Source organism: Arcobacter ellisii (genome assembly GCF_003544915.1).
In the GTDB taxonomy this organism is placed as follows: Bacteria; Campylobacterota; Campylobacteria; order Campylobacterales; family Arcobacteraceae; genus Aliarcobacter; species Aliarcobacter ellisii.
This window is the reverse complement of the sequence record NZ_CP032097.1, coordinates 468,197-489,326: the sequence shown is the minus strand read 5'-3', so window position 1 is coordinate 489,326 and position 21,130 is coordinate 468,197. Positions and strand designations below refer to the sequence as shown.

General features: G+C 28.2%; 20 protein-coding genes. 16 read left to right on the top strand and 4 right to left on the bottom strand.

Going from position 1 to position 21,130, the window contains the following annotated elements:
• Window positions 1-3 precede the first annotated feature (3 nt).
• From AELL_RS02500 to AELL_RS02490, 3 genes are read right to left on the bottom strand one after another with little or no spacing between them, the layout of a single operon-like run.
• Window positions 4-978 carry a sodium-dependent bicarbonate transport family permease gene (locus AELL_RS02500; RefSeq protein WP_118916430.1) on the bottom strand — a complete coding sequence of 325 codons (975 nt, stop codon included), beginning with the start codon at window positions 976-978 and terminating at the stop codon, window positions 4-6.
• Between the two features lie 57 nt (window positions 979-1,035).
• Window positions 1,036-2,007 carry a GTP 3',8-cyclase MoaA gene (moaA, locus tag AELL_RS02495; protein WP_118916429.1) on the bottom strand — a complete coding sequence of 324 codons (972 nt, stop codon included), beginning with the start codon at window positions 2,005-2,007 and terminating at the stop codon, window positions 1,036-1,038.
• Window positions 2,008-2,027: 20 nt separating this feature from the next.
• A complete protein-coding gene (locus AELL_RS02490) occupies window positions 2,028-2,945 on the bottom strand; it encodes a glycosyl transferase (RefSeq protein WP_118916428.1) in 918 nt (305 codons plus the stop codon).
• Window positions 2,946-3,032: 87 nt separating this feature from the next.
• On the opposite strand from AELL_RS02490, the gene AELL_RS02485 reads away from it, so the two are divergent.
• The 12 genes from AELL_RS02485 to AELL_RS02430 all read left to right on the top strand — a co-directional run bounded on the left by AELL_RS02485 (window position 3,033) and on the right by AELL_RS02430 (window position 14,629).
• Window positions 3,033-3,698: a Crp/Fnr family transcriptional regulator gene (locus AELL_RS02485; RefSeq protein ID WP_118916427.1), complete on the top strand. Its 666-nt coding sequence runs from the start codon at window positions 3,033-3,035 to the stop codon at window positions 3,696-3,698.
• Window positions 3,695-4,708, top strand: a complete 1,014-nt coding sequence (locus tag AELL_RS02480) for a type IV pili methyl-accepting chemotaxis transducer N-terminal domain-containing protein (RefSeq protein ID WP_118916426.1) — start codon at window positions 3,695-3,697, stop codon at window positions 4,706-4,708. The genes AELL_RS02485 and AELL_RS02480 overlap by 4 nt, the downstream gene beginning before the upstream one ends.
• A 54-nt stretch (window positions 4,709-4,762) precedes the next feature.
• Complete coding sequence (cobA, locus tag AELL_RS02475) at window positions 4,763-5,497, top strand: uroporphyrinogen-III C-methyltransferase (protein ID WP_118916425.1); 735 nt, start codon at window positions 4,763-4,765, stop codon at window positions 5,495-5,497.
• 49 nt (window positions 5,498-5,546) lie between these two features.
• Entirely contained in the window at window positions 5,547-7,169 is a 1,623-nt protein-coding gene (locus AELL_RS02470; protein WP_118916424.1) for a bifunctional diguanylate cyclase/phosphodiesterase, read from the top strand.
• A 116-nt stretch (window positions 7,170-7,285) separates the two neighbouring features.
• Window positions 7,286-10,096, top strand: a complete 2,811-nt coding sequence (napA, locus tag AELL_RS02465; protein ID WP_118916423.1) for a nitrate reductase catalytic subunit NapA — start codon at window positions 7,286-7,288, stop codon at window positions 10,094-10,096.
• A gap of 17 nt (window positions 10,097-10,113) precedes the next feature.
• On the top strand, window positions 10,114-10,926 hold the full coding sequence (gene napG / locus AELL_RS02460) for a ferredoxin-type protein NapG (protein WP_118916422.1): 813 nt from the start codon (window positions 10,114-10,116) through the stop codon (window positions 10,924-10,926).
• The gene (gene napH / locus AELL_RS02455) at window positions 10,923-11,744 is read left to right on the top strand and encodes a quinol dehydrogenase ferredoxin subunit NapH (RefSeq protein WP_118916421.1); all 822 of its coding nucleotides are present in this window, start codon (window positions 10,923-10,925) and stop codon (window positions 11,742-11,744) included. The genes napG and napH overlap by 4 nt, the downstream gene beginning before the upstream one ends.
• Entirely contained in the window at window positions 11,731-12,330 is a 600-nt protein-coding gene (locus AELL_RS02450; RefSeq protein ID WP_118916420.1) for a nitrate reductase cytochrome c-type subunit, read from the top strand. The genes napH and AELL_RS02450 overlap by 14 nt, the downstream gene beginning before the upstream one ends.
• Window positions 12,330-12,818 (top strand): ferredoxin-type protein NapF, encoded by a 489-nt coding sequence (locus AELL_RS02445; RefSeq protein WP_118916419.1) that lies wholly within the window; start codon window positions 12,330-12,332, stop codon window positions 12,816-12,818. The genes AELL_RS02450 and AELL_RS02445 overlap by 1 nt, the downstream gene beginning before the upstream one ends.
• An 11-nt stretch (window positions 12,819-12,829) precedes the next feature.
• On the top strand, window positions 12,830-13,786 hold the full coding sequence (locus AELL_RS02440; RefSeq protein ID WP_118916418.1) for a WD40 repeat domain-containing protein: 957 nt from the start codon (window positions 12,830-12,832) through the stop codon (window positions 13,784-13,786).
• An 11-nt stretch (window positions 13,787-13,797) separates the two neighbouring features.
• Entirely contained in the window at window positions 13,798-14,184 is a 387-nt protein-coding gene (locus AELL_RS02435) for a chaperone NapD (protein ID WP_118916417.1), read from the top strand.
• Between the two features lies 1 nt (window position 14,185).
• The gene (locus AELL_RS02430; RefSeq protein WP_118916416.1) at window positions 14,186-14,629 is read left to right on the top strand and encodes a PAS domain-containing protein; all 444 of its coding nucleotides are present in this window, start codon (window positions 14,186-14,188) and stop codon (window positions 14,627-14,629) included.
• An 11-nt stretch (window positions 14,630-14,640) separates the two neighbouring features.
• On the opposite strand, the gene AELL_RS02425 is transcribed toward AELL_RS02430, so the two are convergent.
• Window positions 14,641-14,967: a hypothetical protein gene (locus AELL_RS02425; RefSeq protein WP_226806005.1), complete on the bottom strand. Its 327-nt coding sequence runs from the start codon at window positions 14,965-14,967 to the stop codon at window positions 14,641-14,643.
• 77 nt (window positions 14,968-15,044) lie between these two features.
• Here AELL_RS02425 and AELL_RS02420 point away from each other — a divergent pair, with 77 nt between their 5' ends.
• From AELL_RS02420 to AELL_RS02405, 4 genes are all read left to right on the top strand, one after another.
• Window positions 15,045-15,428: a hypothetical protein gene (locus AELL_RS02420; RefSeq protein ID WP_118916415.1), complete on the top strand. Its 384-nt coding sequence runs from the start codon at window positions 15,045-15,047 to the stop codon at window positions 15,426-15,428.
• 258 nt (window positions 15,429-15,686) lie between these two features.
• A complete protein-coding gene (nrfH, locus tag AELL_RS02415; protein ID WP_118916414.1) occupies window positions 15,687-16,229 on the top strand; it encodes a cytochrome c nitrite reductase small subunit in 543 nt (180 codons plus the stop codon).
• Between the two features lie 9 nt (window positions 16,230-16,238).
• Window positions 16,239-17,729 carry an ammonia-forming cytochrome c nitrite reductase gene (nrfA, locus tag AELL_RS02410; protein WP_118916413.1) on the top strand — a complete coding sequence of 497 codons (1,491 nt, stop codon included), beginning with the start codon at window positions 16,239-16,241 and terminating at the stop codon, window positions 17,727-17,729.
• A 13-nt stretch (window positions 17,730-17,742) separates the two neighbouring features.
• Window positions 17,743-20,853, top strand: coding sequence for a cytochrome c biogenesis protein (locus tag AELL_RS02405; protein WP_118916412.1), 3,111 nt, complete (start codon window positions 17,743-17,745; stop codon window positions 20,851-20,853).
• Window positions 20,854-21,130 lie beyond the last annotated feature (277 nt).

Below are 21,130 nucleotides of genomic sequence, written 5' to 3'. Positions count from 1 at the left end.
ATTTTAGCTCCAAAAAAGATTTATTAAAAAGTAGTATAAAGGAATTCCAATTGAGATATTAAAAGGAAAAGTAATTGCTAAACTCAAAGGAAGATAAATTCCTGGATTTGCTTCAGGAACTGATAATCTCATAGCTGCTGGAACTGCTATATATGAAGCACTTCCACTTAAAAGTGCAAGTAAAAAAGCATCTCCTTTTGATATTTCGAAATAGTATCCTAAGCCCATTGCCACAGTTGCATTAAATATTGGCATTAATATTGCAAAAGCGATTAAGAAATATCCTAGTTTTTTTAGTTCATAAATTCTTTTTGCTGCAACAAGTCCCATATCTAAAAGGAAAAATGCAAGTATTCCTTTAAATAAAGCTCCAAAAAGTGGCTCCATTGAAGTCCAACCTTTTTCACCTGTTAAAATTCCTATAATTAAAGCTCCCATTAGTAAAAAAACAGATGGATTTAAAAAAGCTTCTTTAAATATCTCTTTCCAATTTGTTGAAGATGAGTTGTTATCTTTTTTTGTAAAAAGTGCTGCAAATACAAGACCTATCACAATAGCTGGCGATTCCATTAAAGTCATAGCAGCGACCATAAAACCACCATATTCAACACCAATTGTTTGTAAATATGTAATTCCAGTTATAAAAGTAACTGCACTAATAGAACCATAAGTAGCTGCAAGTGCAACTGAATTATAAGTATCAAGTTTTACTCTTAAAATAAAAAAACTATAAATAGGTACTAAAATAGCCATAAAAATAGCTAAACAAAGAGCTTTTAAAATATATAAATCTAAACCACTTTTTGATAATTCATAACCACCATGTAAACCAATAGCAATCAATAGATACAAAGAGAAGAGTTTAGGAAGAGGTTGGGGAATGGTTAAATCTGATTTTAAAAATACAGCTAACATTCCCAAAAAAAAGAATAAAATCGGCGGATTTAAAATATTCTGGGCTATTAAACTTAAGTCCATTAATCTCCTATTTTTTTTGACAAATTTGGAAATTATATCTTTTTTTTACTTTAATCTTTATCCACCTGTTTGATAAAAAGCTCTTGTTGAAACTTCATTATCATCTTTTACTGACCACTTATTTTTTTCTGGTTTATTTTGTAAAACTTTTTTTAAAATATCAACTGCTTCATCTATTCTATTATTTTGAACAGCATCTTTTATACTCATTGCATCTTCAAAATATAAACAAGGAATTAAATACCCCTCTGCTGTTAATCTAATACGATTACAAGCAGAACAAAAATCATCTTTATGTGGTTCAATTATTCCAAATTCATATCCATCTTCAAATCTATAATATTGAGCAGGAGAACTTGTGTCCCTTGGAACCATTTCAAAATCTGGATATTTTGAAGAGATAATTGCTTTTAATTCATCTGAGTTTAACCCTTTAATACTATCTTTTGCATGATAATTTTCCATAAACTCAATAAATCTAACAACATAACCTTTTTTTCTACAAAACTCTAAAACCTCAAGAACATCTTTATCATTTATTCCTTTTACAGGAACACAATTTATTTTTATTTTAAGTCCTGCATCATCAGCTGCTTGAATTCCTTCTAAAACAGTTTCTAATACATCTTTTTGCGCCATTTTAGCAGCTGTTGCATGATCTAAAGTATCAAGTGAAATATTTATTCTTTTTAATCCTGCATCTTTTAGTTTTTTTGCAACTCTTGGAAGTAAAAATCCATTTGTTGTTAAAGCTAAATCAATATCATTTTTATAATCAAATACCATTTTTATAAAAATATCCAAACCTTCTCTTAAAAGTGGTTCTCCACCTGTTATTCTTACTTTTTTTATTCCTTCATCTATTGAAACTTTTATAAATTTGAATAAATCTTCATACGAAAGAAGGTTCTCTTTTGGAACCCAAGAAAAAGGTTTTTCTGGCATACAGTATTGACATCTAAAATTACATCTTTCAGTTACTGAAACCCTTAGATAATCAACCTTTCTTCCAAATCCATCTATTAACATTTTTTACCTTTTTATCTCTATTAATTTAATCTTTGCCACGCTTCATCTAATGAAGTAACTCTATTTGAAAATAAAAGATATAAAGCCACATTAAATTTTGCAAGTTTTAAAATCTCATCGTCAGGATTTTTTACAATATTTAAAGACTCTTCTAAAGTGATATTTTCAAACTCTTTAGAATAATTAACTCCAAAATCTTTTAAAGAAAAACTCTCTTCAACGATTTGAGTATCTTTCATTTTCCAATATTTTCCATCTTTAAATACTTCAGGACTTCCTTCACTTGCCTTTACAACTACTACTTCTTTAAAATATGGTGCAAAAATCTCTAAATATTTTTGTACATAAGGTTTATGAAATGCTGTTGTCACACCATATTCACTCAAAGCTGGATTTAAAAGTTTTTCAACTGTATTAAATGCAGTTCTTAAACCTAATTCATGTCGTAAAGATGTAATGTCACTTAACTCTTTTAAGTATTCTACCCTATCAAAAAAATGTATGTATTGACCTTTGTCAATATTTTGATAAATCTCTTTTGTTGTAAGTCCAACTTTTGCAGGTTGTAGATAATCTCCTGAAATTACTAAATTCAATCTTCTAACATCTGAATTCTTTTTATAAAACTCTTCTAAAATATTTTCAAATAAAGGGAATAAAAATGGATTTTCACATCTTCCATCAAATGAATATCCAAGTTCAATTGAGTCTTCTACTTTTTTAAATTTTATATATTTTCTTAAAGCTTCAATTGCTCCACTTAACTCTTCATTTGTTTCAAGTTTTGTTCTCCAACCAATTAAAAAAGCTCCTATTTGAGCCTGTGTTGCTCTATTTAATAAAATATTTTCAGTTGCATCAAAAACTTCATCTTTTGATAAATCTCTATTACCTTTTACACCTGTCCCCACAGCTTTTATATATTTTTTAAAATTCATTATTTACCTATTTCTTTTCTTATTTAATTAATCTTTTTACAAGGATAATATACAATTGCTTAAATAAAACCATCAACAAAGGTTAGTGTGAATTTACTTGAAACCATCAGAAAAATAAGTTTTTTTAATAGTTTAGATGAAGAAGAAATAGGATTAATATCTTCAATTTCAACTGTTTCTAAATATGAAAGTAACTCTATATTATTTTATGAGAGTGATACAAAAAACCATCTTCTTTTTTTAGTTGAAGGTTTAATTAAAATATATAAATATGATAAATTTGGAAATGAAATTTTTTTATATCATATTTACAAAAACTCCATGATTAGTGAACTCTCCTCTTTAAAATCTACAGAGATTTATTGTTTTTCAAATGCAGAATTTATAGAAGATTCAGTGATTTTATCTGTAAATTTTGAAAAGCTTCATGAACACTTTTTATCAAAAAATATTTTATTAACTGAATTAATGGAAGTTTTATTAGATAAAACCCATCAATTACAATGTATCGTAAATAGAGAATTAGTATTTGATGCAACTGCAAAAGTGGCGTTTATGCTAAAAAATGATTTAGAAATGTTTAATAAACTAAAAAGACAAGAGGTCTCTTTTATGTTACATATTCAACCTGAGACCCTATCAAGAGTTTTAAAAAGATTATCAAGAGATAACATAATTTCTATAGAAAATGGCGATGTATTAATAAATGATGAAGAGAGTTTAATCTCTATCTTCAAAGGAGTTGGAGTATGAATAAAAATAAAATCAGTACAAAAATAAAATCATTAGGGATTCTATTTTTTGTTTTAATGCTAAGTGTAATAGCAACAACTATTTACCTAAATAACAAAAATAAAAAAGATGCTTTGATTATAAATATTGCAGGGAAGCAAAGAATGTTGACTCAAAATATTTCAAAAAATATTTTTTATTTATCTCAACATAAAAATTCATCTTTTGTAGAACTTGAAAACTCAACAACAGAATTTATTTATAATCTAAACTCTTTAAAAGAGGGAAATGAACTATCAGAAATACAAAAAGCTCCAACAAAAGAGATTGCAAATCAAATTATGAAAATTGAAATTTTATGGAAAAGTTTTTTTCAAAATATTGTTGATTTTAAAGAATTAATAAATAAGAATGATTCCTCTTCAAAAAATTCATTAGAAAATATCATAGATTTGATTTATACAACAAATCCAGTTTTATTAGAAGAAGTTGATAAATTAGTTTATATGTACACAATTTACAGTGAAGAAAAAACTAATGATATAAGATATATGCAATACTTTTTTGCACTTTTAATAGTGATATTAATAATTTATGGCTTTATACAATTAAAATCTATGGAAGAAAATGCTAAAAAATTCCTAGAAGAATCTAAAAAAATTGTTGAACAAAATGTAACTAAACCATTAACTCCTATAAAAATTGAAGGGGAAAATGAGATTGTTGAAGCAACACAAACTATAAATTGTTTTATTGAAAAAATAAATTCTGTTATGAATTATTCAGCAGATGCAATTGAACAATCAAAAAATGCCTCTTTAAAACTTGAAGAGTTAACAGATGAATTTGGTAAAATCATTTATGATTTAACAAATTCAGCAGATATTTCAAAACAATTAAATAGAAGTGAAGATATTGTTATTCAATCTCAAGAGTATCTAATAAATTCAACAAAAAGACTTCAAGAATTAAAAAAAGAGTTAGATAAAATCTTAAAATCTTGTAATAATTCAGTATCTTCTGAAGCTTAAAAATTATTTAGATATAATTTATCTAAATAATATATATAAGGAATAGTGATTATTATGTCAAAAGTTTATCTAACTGGAGCAGGTCCAGGAGATGTGGAATTACTAACACTAAAAGCTGTAAGAGTTATAAAAAATGCAGATGTTTTAATTTATGATAGATTGGTAAACCCAGAAATTTTAGAACTTGCAAAAAAATCTTGCGAATTAATTTATGTAGGGAAAGAGGACAAAAAACATACTCTTCCTCAAGAAGAAATAAACGAACTAATTTATCAAGCTTCCCTTAAATACGAAAATGTTGTAAGACTAAAAGGTGGTGACCCTTTTGTTTTTGGAAGAGGTGGAGAAGAAGCTTTATACTTACATGATAGAAACATCCAATTTGAAATTATCCCTGGAATTACATCTGCTATTGCTGTTCCAGCATATGCAGGAATTCCAGTAACTCATAGGGGAATAACAACTTCTTTTAGAGTAGTAACAGGACATGAAAATCCAAAGAAAAAAATCTCTCAAATAGAGTGGGAAACTTTTTTAAATGATGAAACCATAGTTTTTTTAATGGGTTATCATAATTTAGAATTAATCACTTCAAAACTAATAACTTTGGGAAAAAGAAAAAATTATCCTTGTGCAGTTATTTCAAAAGGGACAACAAAAGAGCAAAAAGTAGTTGTTGGAACTTTAGAAAATATTGTTGAAAAATCCTATGGATTAGAAACACCTGTGATGATTGTAATAGGTGAAGTTGTAAATTTAAAAGAAAAAATCAATTGGTTCAATATTTAGGCAAAATCTTTGATAGAATAATAAAATAATTTTTTAATCAAGGAACGTTATGAATAATTCTCTTCAATCAGAAAATTTTCTTAAATTAATCTCAAAACATCTACCTGATATGTTATGGGCAAAAGATTTAGAAGGGAATTACTTATATGCAAATGATTCTATTTGTAGAAGTCTACTTATGGCAACTCCTAATGAAGTCACTGGAAAAAATGATGTTTATTTCGCAAAAAGAGAGAGGTCTAAACATCCTGAAAATGAACAATGGCACACTTTTGGAGAGTTATGTGCAAATTCTGATTTAATTGTTTTAGAAGAGATGAAACCTATGATATTTGAAGAGTATGGAAATATCAAAGGTGAACTTGTCTATTTAGAAGTTCATAAAGCTCCCTTACATGATGAAACAGGAAAACTAATAGGAACTATTGGAAGTGGAAGAGATATAACTGAACAGATAAAACTTGAAAAAAAAGCTGAAAAACTTGCATACTATGACCAACTAACCTCTTTACCAAATAGACAAAAAATTCTTTTAGATATTTCAAAAAAATCCCCAACAGCCTGTGCTATTTTTAATATAGATGAATTTAAAGAGATAAATGATTTTTTTGGAACAAATAGTGGAGACAAAATTTTACAAGAGATTGCAAATTGGTTTTTAAAACTTGATTTTACAACATATAGAATTGATGGAGATGAATTTGCAATTTTATTTTATGATGACTATCCTGTTGAAATTTTAAAACATAATATTGAAAATATTTTGTCTTTATTTGAAGAAGAACTTTTTCATATTGAAGAAGAACATATTCATATTAGATTTTCAGTTGGTATTGCAAAACAAAAACATAATTTACTAACAAAAGCTGATATTGCAGTTCATTATGCAAAAGAAAATAAAGAAAAAATTGCAATATATGAAGAAAAAGCAAATATTGAACAAACTTACAAAAAAAATATTGCTCTTGCAACTTCTATTAGAGAAGCATTACTAGATAATAGAATTGTTTGTTATTATCAACCAATTATGGATTTAGAGACTAAAGAGATTAAAAAGTATGAAACATTGGTTAGAATGGTTGATAAGAACGACCAACTAATTCTTCCTTTAGATTTTTTAAGTATTGCAAAAAAAACAAAATTATATTCGCACTTAACAAAAGAGATAATTCATCAAGCCTGTAATACTTTTAAAGATAGAAACGAATCTTTTTCTGTGAATTTATCAATTGACGATATAAAAGATTTAACTACTCTTCAAGAGATTATTCAAACAATAATAAAAACAAAAACTTCAAATAAAGTCATTTTTGAGATTTTAGAATCTGAAGGAATTGAAAATTATGATGAGATTACAAATTTTATAACTCAAGTAAAAGCCCTTGGTGCAAAAATTGCAATTGATGACTTTGGAACAGGATACTCAAACTTTGAACATATTTTAAAATTACATGTTGATTACATAAAAATTGATGGTTCACTAATAAAAAATATTGACAAAAATGATAGACATAAAATTATTGTTGAAACAATTGTTGAATTTTCAAAAAAAATAGGTGCTAAAACTATCGCTGAATTCGTTGTTGATGAAGCAGTATTTAATATGGTTCAAAAAATTGGTGTGGATTTTTCTCAAGGTTATTACACAGGTAAACCAACTAAAATTTTATAAATAAGACTCTTTTAGTCTTAATTTAATCTTAAAAGAATTGATATAGGTCAATTCTATTTCTTTTTTTTATCGTTACAATTCAGTGTTAAAGAATTTATTTCATAAAAGGAGAAATTATGTCGCTTTCAAGAAGAGACTTCCTAAAAAGCTCAGCAGCAGCAAGTGCAGCAGCAGCAATTGGTATGACAGTACCTGCTGATTTACAAGCACAAGCAAATGCAGCTGAAGGTGGATGGAGATGGGATAAGGCAGCTTGCCGATTCTGTGGAACTGGTTGTGGGATTATGCTAGCTACTAAAGAGGGAAAAATCGTTGCAGTAAAAGGTGATCCAGCAGCACCAGTTAATAGAGGACTTAATTGTATCAAAGGTTACTTCAATGCAAAAATTATGTATGGAGCAGATAGATTAAAACAACCTTTATTAAGAGTTAATTCAAAAGGTGAATTTGACAAAAAAGGTGATTTTGCACCTGTTTCTTGGCAAAGAGCTTTTGATGAGATGGAAAAACACATAAGAGTTGCACTAAAAGAAAAAGGTCCAGAAGGGATTGGAATTTTTGCTTCAGGTCAATATACAATTATGGAAGGTTATGCTGCATTAAAAATGATGAAAGCAGGATTTAGATCAAATGCTTTTGACCCAAATGCAAGACATTGTATGGCATCAGCAGTAACTGGGTTTTATCAAACTTTTGGAATAGATGAACCATCTGGATGTTATGATGATATCGAATTAACTGATACAGTTGTAACTTGGGGTTCAAATATGGCAGAAATGCACCCTATTTTATGGTCAAGGGTAACTGATAGAAAATTAAGTGACCCAGAAAGAGTAAAAGTTATCAATCTTTCAACATACACTCACAGAACTTCTGATTTAGCTGATATTGAAATTATTTTTACTCCAAATACTGACTTAGCATTATGGAATTATATTGCAAGAGAAATCGTATATAATCACCCAGAATCAATTGATTGGGATTTCGTAAAAGAACATATCGTATTTGCAGCAAGTCCAGTTAATATTGGTTATGGTATGAGAAGAAGTGATGAAAAATCTATCAAAGATGGAAAATATACAGATTTAGAGATGCAAACTATTTCTAAAGAGATGGAAAAAATTGTTTCTGAAACTGAAGCTCCAGCACTTGCTCCATATGGATATAAAGCAGGAGATAAACTTGTAAACAAAAATACTGGTTTAGCACACTGGGAAATCTCTTTTGAAGATTATAAAAAATCTTTAGAGCCTTATACACTTGATTATGTGGCAAAAATTTCAAAAGGAAATCCTGATGAAGATATTGAAGAGTTTAAGAAAAAACTTCAAACTTTAGCTGATTTATATATTGAAAAAAATAGAAAAGTTGTATCTTTCTGGACAATGGGAATGAATCAACATACAAGAGGAACATGGGTAAATACACTTTCATATAATGTTCACTTCTTATTAAATAAACAAGCAAAACCAGGAAGTGGTGCATTCTCACTAACAGGTCAACCTAGTGCTTGTGGAACAGCAAGAGAAGTTGGAACATTTACTCATAGACTTCCAGCTGATATGATGGTTGCAAATCCAAAAGATAGAGCAGTTACTGAAAAAGCGTGGAATATTCCTGCTGGAACTTTAAATCCAAAAGGTGACCAACATATTATGAAAATCCACAGAGATATCGAAGATGGAAATATCAAATTTGCTTGGGTAAATGTTTGTAATCCATATCAAGATACAGCAAGTGCAACACACTGGGTAAAAGCAGCAAGGGAAATGGATAATTTCATCGTAACAAGTGATGGATATCCTGGAATTTCTGCAAAAGTATCTGACTTAATTTTACCATCTGCTATGATTTATGAAAAATGGGGTGGATATGGAAATGCTGAAAGAAGAACTCAACTTTGGAGACAACAAGTAGTTCCAGTTGGAGATGCAATGTCTGATACATGGCAATGGGTTGAACTTTCAAAAAGATTTACAGTAAAAGATTTATGGGGTGAACAATCACTTAATAGTACAAAAGGTGAAACTAAACTTCCAGATGTAATTGCAGCAGCTAAAGCTATGGGATATGATGAAAATACAACTATGTATGAAATCTTATTTGCAAATAAAAAAGCAAAATCTTATAAAATAGATCCAAAAGACCCTGTTCAAGCTGGTTATGATAACACTGATGGATCTGGAGATTCAAGAAATGTTATTGGTAGTGATGGAAAACCTTGGAAAGGATATGGATTCTTTATCCAAAAATATCTATTTGAAGAGTATGCTGATTTTGGTAGAGGTCATGGACACGATTTAGCTGACTTTGATACTTACCATAGAGTAAGAGGACTTAAATGGCCAGTTGTTGATGGTAAAGAGACTCAATGGAGATTTAATACTAAATATGACCCTTATGCTAAAAAAGCAAATCCAGATAGTGATTTTGCATTCTATGGACACTTAGCAAAAGAGTTAGCACAAGGTGATTTAACTGGAATTAAAGACCAAACTAAAAAAGCTTTAACAAATAAAGCTAAAATCTTTGCAAGACCATATATGGATCCACCTGAAGTTCCAGATGCTGAATATCCAGTTTGGTTAAGTACAGGAAGGGTTTTAGAGCATTGGCATAGTGGAACTATGACTATGAGGGTTCCTGAACTATATCGTGCAGTTCCTGAAGCACTTTGTTATATGCACCCAGAAGATGCAAAAACTTATGGTGTAAAACAAGGTTCACTTTGTTGGGTTGAAAGTAGACGTGGAAAAGTAAAAGCAAGGGTTGAAACAAGAGGTAGAAATAGACCATCTCGAGGTTTAGTATTTGTTCCTTGGTTTGACGAAAAAGTATTTATCAACAAAGTTTGTTTAGATGCAACTTGTCCACAATCAGGGCAAACAGATTTTAAAAAGTGTGCAGTAAAAATTTATCAAGCGTAATAAAAAGAGAAAAATAGATGGATACATCAAGAAACCAACCAATTAATGAAAGAAGAAAATTCTTTTTAAGTATTGCAAGAGCTGCGGGTCTTGCAGTGCTTGGGGGATTAACTTGGAGTGCTTATGTTAGTGAAGTAAAAGCTACTTCGTTGATTTTAAGACCACCAGGGGCTCTTGATGAAAATGATTTTTTAGCAACTTGTATTAAATGTGGGATGTGCGTTGAAGCCTGTCCATTTGATACATTAAAATTAGCAAAACCAGGTGATAATAAACCTCTTGGAACACCTTTTTTTGAGCCAAGAAAAGTTCCTTGTTATATGTGTACAGATATTCCATGTGTTCCTGTTTGTCCAACAGATGCACTAAATATCAAATCAGTACAAAATGAAAATGGGAAACTTGATATTTCAAAAGCAAAAATGGGTGTTGCAGTTATTGATGATAGTTCTTGTATAGCTTTTTGGGGGATTCAATGTGATGCTTGTTATAGAGCTTGCCCTCTTTTAGGAGAAGCAATTAGTATTGAATATTCAAAAAATGAAAGAACAGGAAAACACGCATTTTTAAAACCAGTTGTACATACAGATGTTTGTACAGGTTGTGGTTTATGCGAAAAAGCCTGTGTTACTCAAAAAGCAGCAATTTTTGTTCTGCCAAGAAATGTAGCTTTAGGAGTTGCAGGTGATCATTATGTTCAAGGTTGGAATAAAGAAGACGAAAAAAGAGTACAAAATGCTACAAGCAGTACAACAAAAACAAAACTTAGTAAAGATAGTGCAGTTGATTCCTTGAATAGCTCTAAAGATATGGAGGATTTATTAAAATGATAAAAAAATATAGATTCTTAATCGCAAGAAGAGTTACACAAATCGCTATTATGGTTTTGTATGTTATTGCAAATGTATATGGAATAAATATTTTGATGGGGAATTTAAGTTCATCATTGCTTTTAAATACTATTCCATTAAGTGATCCTTATGCTGTTTTACAAATGGCATTTGCAGGTGCAGTGTTATCATTTGATATTCTTTTGGGTGCTTTTTTTATAACAATGTTTTATATGATTGTTGGTGGTCGCGCATTTTGTTCTTGGATTTGTCCAGTTAATATGATTACAGATTTGGCAAATTATTTAAGACGAAAATTTGGATTTAACCAAATTCAAAAAAAACAACCAGCATCAAGAAACATAAGATATTGGGTAATTGCAATAAGTTTTGTTCTATCATTTATAATGGGAATTGCAGCATTTGAACTGATTTCTCCAGTTTCGATGGTTCATAGAGGAATTATTTTTGGTTTAGGTTTTGGTTGGGCAACTATGGTTGTAATTTTTCTTTTTGATTTGTTTGTTTTAAAAAATGGTTGGTGTGGACACATTTGCCCTCTTGGTGGATTTTATTCACTAATTGGAAGATTTAGTTTTATTAGAGTTCATCATAATGCACCTAATTGTACAGCGTGTATGAAATGTAAAGAAGTTTGTCCTGAAAATCAAGTTTTACACATGGTTACAAAAACTTCTATGCCTGTATTAAGTGGTGAATGTACAAACTGCGGAAGATGCGTAGAAGTTTGTGATGATGATGCTCTTAATTTTTCAATAAAAAATTTAATTAAGGAAAGACAAAATGAAGTTAGGTAAATTAACTTTAGCAGTATCATTAGCAGCATCAATTCTAATAGCTGCTAATACAAAAAATGTTATAGATGATGAGTCAATTGGTTTAAGAAAAGTTGATTTATTATCAGAAGAGAAAGCGGCTCCAGATGAGACAAAATATGGAACATCTCAACCTATGAGTGGATATAAAATAGATAGAGCATACCAAAATGCACCACCTATGATTCCACATGATGTTGAAGGAATGTTAAATATTACTCGTGATAATAATGCGTGTATTGGTTGTCACGATGCAGCTGTTGCTGAGTCTATGGGGGCTACTCCTATTCCTAAATCACACTATATTGATTTTAGACCAAAACATAAACTTGAAGGTGAAAAGTTTGTAAAATCTATAGACAATATGAAAAATGAAGTTTCAATTAAACCTATTGATACAATTTCAAATGCAAGATTTAATTGTAATGCTTGTCATGCACCTCAAAGTACGGGAGATTTAGCTGTTGAAAATACATTTAAACCTGATTTCACAAGAGAAGATGGTCAACATAAATCTACTTGGCATGAAGTTTTAACAGACGATTTAGATACCTTAAAGAAAAAATAATGGAACGAAGAGAACTTTTTAGTTCTCTTGCTTCCTCTTTTTCAAAAAAAGAGAAACAAGAGAAAATTTTAAGACCTCCATACTATTCAATAAAAGAAGATGATTCACTTTTTTTGACAAACTGTATAAATTGCGAAGGATTATGTGGTACTGTTTGTGAAGAAAATATTATTATAATTCAAGAAGATTCTACTCCTAAATTGGATTTTTCCATTTCAGGTTGCACTTATTGTGATGAGTGTGCAAAAATTTGTCCAAATGGTGTTTTAAAAGTTGAAAATAAAAGAAATATAAATGCTAAAATTGAAATAGATATTTTATCTTGTTTGTCGTGGAATAAAACAATGTGTTTTTCATGTAAAGACCCTTGTTTTGAAAATGCAATTGAATTTTTAGCAATGTTTAGACCAAGTATAAACAATAACTGTACTTCATGTGGATTTTGTATAAAAACTTGTCCAACAAATGCTATAAAAATAGTTGAATAAAAGGTAAATTTATGAATATTTTAAAAACTCTATTTTTTTGTTTAATACTGTTTTTAAACTTAAACGCAAAAGATTTAGAACCAAATTTTTCATTAATTGCAAGTGGCGCAGTTACTGATTTAGTTTTAAAAGAAGAAAAACTTTATGTTGCTACAACTGCTTCAAGCCTTGATATTTTTGACATAAACACAAAAGAAAAAATAGATTCTATAAAAACTTCTAAAATTAAAGATTTTACAGGAGATATAATAGATTCAAAAATTTATAGTGTTGATGTTTTAGAAGATAATATCTTACTTGTTTCACAAGGTGAAAAGGGAGGAAGAAATTTATCTATTTTTAATAATGGAAAAATTTTTAATCTAATTGAAGATAAAGAGAGATTATTTATAGCACGTGCAAAATTTTTAGATGAAAATCATCTGATTTTTGCTCTGCTTTCAAATCAAATTTATCTTTATGATATTAAAAATAAAAAAATTTTAAAAGAGCTTCAAATATCTCAATCAAAGTTTTCAAATTTTAAACTTACAAGTGATAAAACAAAAGTTGTAGTTTCTGATGAAAGTGGTATTTTAACAATGCTTAATTCTAAAACTTTTGAGATTATCAAAACTTTTAAAAATCAAAATTTAGATAATGTTTTTCAAGTTGATATAAAAAATGATATTATCTTAACTGCTGGACAAGATAGAAGAAGTGCTGTTTATAGCCTTGATGGAAGAATTTCTTATTATAAAGAGTTCAGTTTTTTGATTTATAGTGCAGGATTAAGTCCAAGTGGAACTTTAGCAGCAGTTGCAAGTGATGAAGAGAATAATGTGACGGTTTTTAATGTAAACTCAAAAGAGAACATTTGTAATTTAACTCAAAATAGAAGCACTTTAACAAATATTTTATTTATAAATGAAAATGAAATTATTGTTTCAAGTGATGACAAAAAAATTAATTTCTATAAATTAAACTAAAAGGATTAAAAATGAATATTTCAAGTATTGTTGTACAAACTCTTCCAAAATATCTAGATAAAGTAATAGACTCACTAAAAAAGTCAGAGGTGTGTGATTATCATATGCACGATGAAAAAGGAAGAATTATTATTACGATTGAAGGAAATGGTGTTCAAGAAGAGCTAAAAAAATTAAAAGTAATTGAAGCAATTCCCCATGTAATTAGTGCAGAGATGCAAATGGCATATAGTGAAGAGGAGTTAAGTTCTCATATAGAAGTTTTAGAAAATGCTGATGCTGTGCCAAAAGTTTTAAATGATAATACAGTTAATGTAGCAGATATGGTTTATAATGGGGATTTAAAGAAAAAAGATTTAGAAGGTTTTGCAAGAACATTTGATAATACAGGAAAATAAAATGGAATTCTTAAGCGGAAATTTTTTGTGTGAAACTATTGTTCCAAAAGGTGAACTAATAGTGTCAAGAACTGATTTAAAAGGTAATATCACTTATGCAAATGAAACTTTTGCTTTGATTTCAGGTTATGAAGTAGATGAATTAATAGGTCGTTCACACAATATTGTAAGACATCCAGATATGCCAAAAGTTATTTTCAAAGAACTTTGGGAAGATTTAAAAAGCAAAGGTTCTTGGAGTGGGATTGTAAAAAATCTTAGAAAAGATGAAGGGTTTTACTGGGTTTTCGCAGAAATTTCAGGAGTTTTCAAAGATGGGAAATTAGTTGAATATAAATCAGTTAGAACACCTATCTCTTTTGATGAAAAATTAAAATATCAACTTCTTTATGATGAATTAAAAAAACAAAACAACGAACCAATAAGAAAAGTGGTTTATCAATAAACTATCAAGGTTTACCCTTGACAGTTTGAATCAATATTGTCTAAATTGGTTATTATCTCTTTTTTCTTTGAAAATGTAACTTTTACAAAATCTTCAAACTCTTCAACTTCATAATCAAAAAAAGCCTCTATTTTAGGAAATAATCCCATTGGAATTTTATGATTTATCATTACCAATTTTGAGTTTTCATCAAGAAGTTTAAGTCCAGCAATTGCATTTATCATAGGTTCAGGAACTGCTGTTTGGCTTGTATCAAAATAATAAATATTTTCAAACTTATAAAAAGAAACTGTAGAATCTTTTACTTCTATCTCTTTTGCATCTGTAGGAATAATCAAATCTTTTTCCTTATTTAATATTTTAAATTTTAGACTCTTTATACAAAAATTCCACTAAAAAATTGTATTATTTTTCCATGAAAAAATTTATACTAATCACACTTTTATCTATTTGTAAATTATTCTCTTTTGATTCAAATATTCAAGCTTCTTATGCTATTGGAATTTTCCATGAAAATGGAATGGGTGAAAATATTCAACATAAAAAAATCACAGACCAAGATTATAACGGAACTTGTTTTTCAAAGATTGTTATATTTGGAAATTATGGTAATCACTCAAAAATTGATGTTAAAATTGGGAATTCATTAGGATATTACAAAAGTAAAATACCTATATTTAATGAACGCAAAATAAAAATTGGTGATGAACTAACTTTTGAACATTATAATGTTTCAAAGGGCTATTTTCAAGTCAAAATTAATAACAAACTTTATGATACAAAAGTTTTTGTAAAATAATTTCTAAAAATTTTTATTATTTATTATTTTTTAACATATAAGTCCTTCTTATTTAAAAGCTTTAATAAATCCTACTCCAACACCTATTTTATGGTAAAATTTATTTTACTATAAAATAGGACTTTTTCTATCTTATACCATAAAATCGTTATAATTTAAGATAATACGATATGAATAGTTATTCATTTTTCTTGACTTAAGTCAATTAAATAAAACTTTTAACTACCTATACTTTCATATGTCTTACAAGGATATACAATGGAAAAAAATAAGAAAATAATCATTTACGGGACAATTGTTAGTGTTTTAATTGCTGCGGGATTATTTATTTACACTGTGTATGCATCTCAAATGTTGTCTTATCTTTCTAGTGACCCTAAAGCTTGTATAAACTGCCATGTAATGGATTCAGCTTATTCAACTTGGGAAAAAAGTTCACATAAAAATGTGGCAACATGTATAGAATGTCATCTTCCTGTTGGAGATGAAATCGCCAAATATGAAGCAAAAGCAAGAGATGGCTGGAATCATTCTGTTGCTTTTACTTTAAACACTTATAAAAATAATATTCGGATAAGTGAAGATGCAGCAAATCGTGTTCAAGCAAATTGTATTAGATGTCACACAAGTATAAATGAGACACTAAAAGCAAATGCTGATAAATATCATAATGCCCACAACAATGGGGAGATTGATAATCAACGTAAATGTTGGGAGTGCCACAAATATGTGCCACATGGAAAAGTTAGAAGTTTAACTTCAACCCCTTATAATTTGGGAATAAAAGAAAACTTAAAATAGAGGTTCATCATGGGAAAATATAAATTATTGTTTGCAATTTCAATTATTGCAATAGGATTAATGACTGCGTTATTAGCTTCAATCAATGAAAAAAAAGAGGAAAAAGAACAACTTCAAAAAGTTCCTCAAATTGAAAGATGGGAAACTAAAAATGAAGAGTTTAGAAAATTTTATCCAAGAGAGTATGACTCATGGAAACAAACAAAAGAGTCTGATGCTATAGAAGATATGTTAAAAAAATATCCTGAATTAGTAGTTCTTTGGGCTGGATATGGTTTTGCAAAAGATTATAATGCACCAAGAGGTCACTTCTATGCTGTTGAAGATAATAGAAATACATTAAGAACTGGTGCACCAACTGATGAAAACACAGGTCCTATGCCAACAGCTTGTTGGACATGTAAATCTCCTGATGTTCCAAGAATTATGAAAAAAGATGGAGATGAAGAGTATTATACAGGTAAATGGGCTAAATACGGTTCAGATATTATTAATCCTATTGGTTGTGTAGATTGTCATAATCCAGAAACAATGGAACTTCAAGTTAATAGAAACTATTTAAATGAAGGGCTAAAAGCTGAAGGTCATAGTGTTACACTTGAAAATGCAACTCAACAAGATTTAAGAACAATGGTTTGTGCTCAATGTCACGTTGAATACTATTTCAAAAAAACACCTTTAACAAATGGAAAAACTGCAATGGCTGTTACTCTTCCTTGGGCAGAAGGTACTAAAGTTGAAGATATGGAAAAATATTATGACAATATCAACTTTAGTGATTGGGTACACCCTATATCTAAAACTCCAATGTTAAAAGCTCAACACCCAGGTTATGAAATGTGGAAAACAGGAGCACATGGGAAAAACAATGTATCTTGTGTAGATTGTCATATGCCTTATACTCAAGAAGGTGGAGTAAAATATACTGACCATAAAATTGGGAATCCACTTGATAGTATGGATAAAACTTGTATGAATTGTCATAGAGTGAGTGAAAAATCTCTACTTGATAATATTAAAGAAAAAAGAGATAGAAAAGATGAACTTCAAGCAAAAGCTATCAAACTTTTATCTGATGCACATTTTGAAGCAGGAAAAGCTTGGGAAGTTGGAGCTACTGAAGAAGAGATGAAACCTATTTTAACAAATATAAGACATGCTCAATGGAGATGGGATTTTGCTGTTGCTTCTCACCCTGCATTTTTCCATGCTCCTGAAGAGACTTTAAGAGTTCTAGGAACAGCTATAGAAAAAGCTGGAAATGCAAGAATTGAACTTGCAAGAGTTTTAGCAAAACATGGAGCAGCTGATTATAAAGCTCCTCAAATTACGGATAAAAAACAAGCTCAAGAATTAACAGGTTTATCTCTTGATAAAAGTATTGAAGAGAAAAAGAAATTCCAAAATGGTTTAATGCAAGATTGGAAAAAAGAGGCTCAAGAAAAAGGTGTTTATAACCCTGAATCAACAAAAGGTATTGAGACTAAAACTTCATACTAAATAAAGAAAAGATATGAACAAAATTTTAAAAAATGTTTTCTCACTGGAAGTTATGAGTGTCTTTATGATATTTTTAGCTTTATCTTGTGCAGTTGCTACATTTATCGAAAATGATTTTGGACCACTTGGTTCAAAATCATTTATTTATGGGCAAACTTGGTTTGAATTGATAATGTTAATTTTAACAATCGGAGTTATATTTAACATTATTTGGTTTAAGATGTATAAAAAAGAGAAGTTTTTTATATTTATGATTCATATCTCTTTAGTTTTTATTTTTGTAGGTTCAGCACTTACTAGATATTTAGGTTATGAAGCAATTATGACTATTCCTGAAGGAAGTATGGAAAATAGGATATATTCAACTGATGAATATATTCAAATCAAAATAGAAAATGAAACTTTTGATAAAAAAGTTTTAATGACTCCACTTAATCAAACAGATTTTAAATATGAAACAAAAATCAATAATAAACCACTAATCGTAAAATTTGATACTTTTGTTCAAAATGCTAAAGAAAAAGTTGTTCCAAGTGAAAATGGAAAAACCTTAATGGATATTTTAATTTCTGAAATGATGGGAACAACAAATATAAATTTAGAAGATAAACAAGAAATTAATAGAGATTTTTTAACTTTTACATTAAATAAAAATATAAATACAAATAAACCAACAGTAAATTTCACAACTAATGAAAAAGAGTTTTTTGTTAGTTCAAATATAGAGTTAACAATTTATTCAAATGATTTACAAAAAGAATTAGTTTTAAAACCAAATACAAAAACAAAAATAGAATTAAATAAAATTTACAAAATAGGTCAAACTCAATTTAAAATTTTAGATGCATTTTTAAAAGCAGAATTAAAAATTGTAAGTGAAAACTTAAATGAAATTCCAAAAGAAGAGCGTTTAAATGCAGTTGTTGTTGATTTGATTTATGATAATAAAACTACAAAAATTCCACTTTATGGCAAAGGTGGACAAAACAAAGGAATTATAAAAAAATTGACTATTGAAAATAAAAATATAGAGTTACAATGGGGAAGTAAAGAGTTTGTTTTACCCTTTTCAATTTTATTAAATGATTTTATACTAAAAAGGTATCCTGGTTCAAACTCTCCATCAGAATTTTCAAGTGATATAAAAGTTTATGATAAACAAGAGAATCACTCTTTTGAATATAAAATTTTTATGAACAATGTTTTGGATTATAAAGGTTATAGATTTTTTCAATCTTCATATAAAATGGACGAGAGTGCAACAATTTTATCAGTAAATAAAGACCCTGGAAAAATCCCAACTTATATTGGATATTTTTTACTTTTTGTTGGCCTTTTTTTAACTTTTTTTATAAAAAATAGTAGATTTAAAAAACTTAGTTCTAAAAAATATAGTTTGGAAGATATCAAAAAAAGCTACTATTTAAAAAAAGGTGTAAGTTATCTATTTTTACTCTCTTTTCTTATTTTTACACCACAAAATGCTAATTCAAATGATTTTGTTTTTAATATAGATAAAACACATAGTGAAAAATTAGGAAGTTTGATAATCCAAGATTACCAAGGAAGATTAAAACCACTTAATTCACTTGCTATTGAAATAACAAACAAAATTTCAAAAAAAAATGAGATAAAAAACCTAGATGCAAACCAATTTTTTATAAGTATGATGTTATATCCAGAAATTTGGAAAACAATTCCTATTTATAAAGTTAAAGATGAAAATATAAAAAAATTATTAGGAATAGATAAAGAAACTTCATATTTTGCATTTAATGATATTTTTGAAAAATATGGTTCTTATAAACTTGAAAATGCTTTAGAAATAGCAAATAATAAACCAAGTTCTACAAGGGATAATTTTGATAAAGAGTTGATAAAAATTGATGAAATGTTAAATATCTCGTACTCTTTATTTATAGGTGATTTTTTCAAAGTTTTCCCTTTAAAAGATGATATAAACAACAAATGGCTAAATATAAATGAAGCTATGCAAATAGAAAATGAACAAGCAGATGTTATTAATAAATTAGTAAAAAACTACTACTTTTCACTTTTAGAAGCAACAAAAACTAATAATTGGGAAAAGGCTGATGAGTTTTTATTTGATATAAAAACTTATCAAAAAGAGCTTGCTTCAAATATTTTACCAAATGAGCTAAAAACAAAAGTTGAACTTTTATTTAACAAATTTAATATTTTTGAAAGATTAACTCCCTTTTATTTGATTTTAGGATTTGTGTTGATTATTTTAGTATTTGTAAATATTTTTAATCCAAATATTAAAATAGAAAAAATCACTAAAATAACTTTTTACTTATTGATTATTGGTTTCATTTTTCATACAGTTGGGTTAGCTTTAAGATGGTATATTTCAGGTCATGCTCCTTGGTCAAATGGATATGAATCTATGATTTATATTGCTTGGGCAATAGTTCTTTCTGGAATATATTTTTCAAAACAATCACACTTAGCACTTGCAGCTACTTCAATTTTAAGTGGAATTACACTTTTTGTTGCCCATTTAAGTTGGATGGAGCCACAAATCACAACTTTAGCACCTGTTTTAAAATCATATTGGCTTACAATTCATGTAAGTGTAATTACTGCAAGTTATGGATTTTTAGCACTTAGTTGTTTACTTGGATTTATCTGTTTATGTTTATTTATATTTTTAAACCCAAAAAATGAAAATGATAGATTTTTTAGAATTGTTCTTAGTATAAAAGAGTCAAATAGAATCAATGAAATGGCTATTTTAATAGGTTTAGTTTTTCTTGTAATTGGAAATTTTTTAGGTGGAATTTGGGCAAATGAGTCTTGGGGAAGATATTGGGGTTGGGATCCAAAAGAGACTTGGACACTAATTTCAATCATTATTTATGCAGTTATAATTCATCTAAAATATATAAAAGGTATTTTAAATGACTATTTATTAAGTCTATTATCTGTGATAAGTTATTTTTCTATAATTATGACCTATTTTGGAGTAAACTATTTTTTAAGTGGAAAACACTCTTACGCTGCAGGTGATCCAATACAAATACCAAATTTTGTATATGTCTCTTTAATTGTTCTTGTTTTTGTGATAATTTTTTCTTTTAAAAACAGGAAAGTTATATAAATTTATAAATTTAGTAAAAAAAATTAAGATTTTTTTTATAAACGTAGCATTAAAATAGCATTCTTTAAGTTTAGAGGGTGTATAATTTCATAAATTAAGAGGTTTTATCTATACTTATCTCTCCTTAGTTAAAAAATTGTAGCAATTGTGACTATTTTTTAGGATGAAACTTCTTTATTTTAAATTTGGTTTAACCAATTAAAAGTCGTTCTGTTTAAGTAATTTAAGTTTTATTTTGTATTTAATTTACACTTTTTTAATAAAACTTAAAAAAAAA

Coding starts and splice junctions, on each gene's coding strand:
- AELL_RS02405 (WP_118916412.1), top strand. CDS start 17,743: ATGAACAAAATTTTAAAAAATGTTTTCTCACTGGAAGTTATGAGTGTC.
- AELL_RS02445 (WP_118916419.1), top strand. CDS start 12,330: ATGGAACGAAGAGAACTTTTTAGTTCTCTTGCTTCCTCTTTTTCAAAA.
- AELL_RS02440 (WP_118916418.1), top strand. CDS start 12,830: ATGAATATTTTAAAAACTCTATTTTTTTGTTTAATACTGTTTTTAAAC.
- moaA (WP_118916429.1), bottom strand. CDS start 2,007: ATGTTAATAGATGGATTTGGAAGAAAGGTTGATTATCTAAGGGTTTCA.
- cobA (WP_118916425.1), top strand. CDS start 4,763: ATGTCAAAAGTTTATCTAACTGGAGCAGGTCCAGGAGATGTGGAATTA.
- AELL_RS02450 (WP_118916420.1), top strand. CDS start 11,731: ATGAAGTTAGGTAAATTAACTTTAGCAGTATCATTAGCAGCATCAATT.
- AELL_RS02500 (WP_118916430.1), bottom strand. CDS start 978: ATGGACTTAAGTTTAATAGCCCAGAATATTTTAAATCCGCCGATTTTA.
- napH (WP_118916421.1), top strand. CDS start 10,923: ATGATAAAAAAATATAGATTCTTAATCGCAAGAAGAGTTACACAAATC.
- AELL_RS02420 (WP_118916415.1), top strand. CDS start 15,045: ATGAAAAAATTTATACTAATCACACTTTTATCTATTTGTAAATTATTC.
- nrfH (WP_118916414.1), top strand. CDS start 15,687: ATGGAAAAAAATAAGAAAATAATCATTTACGGGACAATTGTTAGTGTT.
- AELL_RS02480 (WP_118916426.1), top strand. CDS start 3,695: ATGAATAAAAATAAAATCAGTACAAAAATAAAATCATTAGGGATTCTA.
- nrfA (WP_118916413.1), top strand. CDS start 16,239: ATGGGAAAATATAAATTATTGTTTGCAATTTCAATTATTGCAATAGGA.
- AELL_RS02470 (WP_118916424.1), top strand. CDS start 5,547: ATGAATAATTCTCTTCAATCAGAAAATTTTCTTAAATTAATCTCAAAA.
- napA (WP_118916423.1), top strand. CDS start 7,286: ATGTCGCTTTCAAGAAGAGACTTCCTAAAAAGCTCAGCAGCAGCAAGT.
- AELL_RS02430 (WP_118916416.1), top strand. CDS start 14,186: ATGGAATTCTTAAGCGGAAATTTTTTGTGTGAAACTATTGTTCCAAAA.
- AELL_RS02490 (WP_118916428.1), bottom strand. CDS start 2,945: ATGAATTTTAAAAAATATATAAAAGCTGTGGGGACAGGTGTAAAAGGT.
- AELL_RS02435 (WP_118916417.1), top strand. CDS start 13,798: ATGAATATTTCAAGTATTGTTGTACAAACTCTTCCAAAATATCTAGAT.
- napG (WP_118916422.1), top strand. CDS start 10,114: ATGGATACATCAAGAAACCAACCAATTAATGAAAGAAGAAAATTCTTT.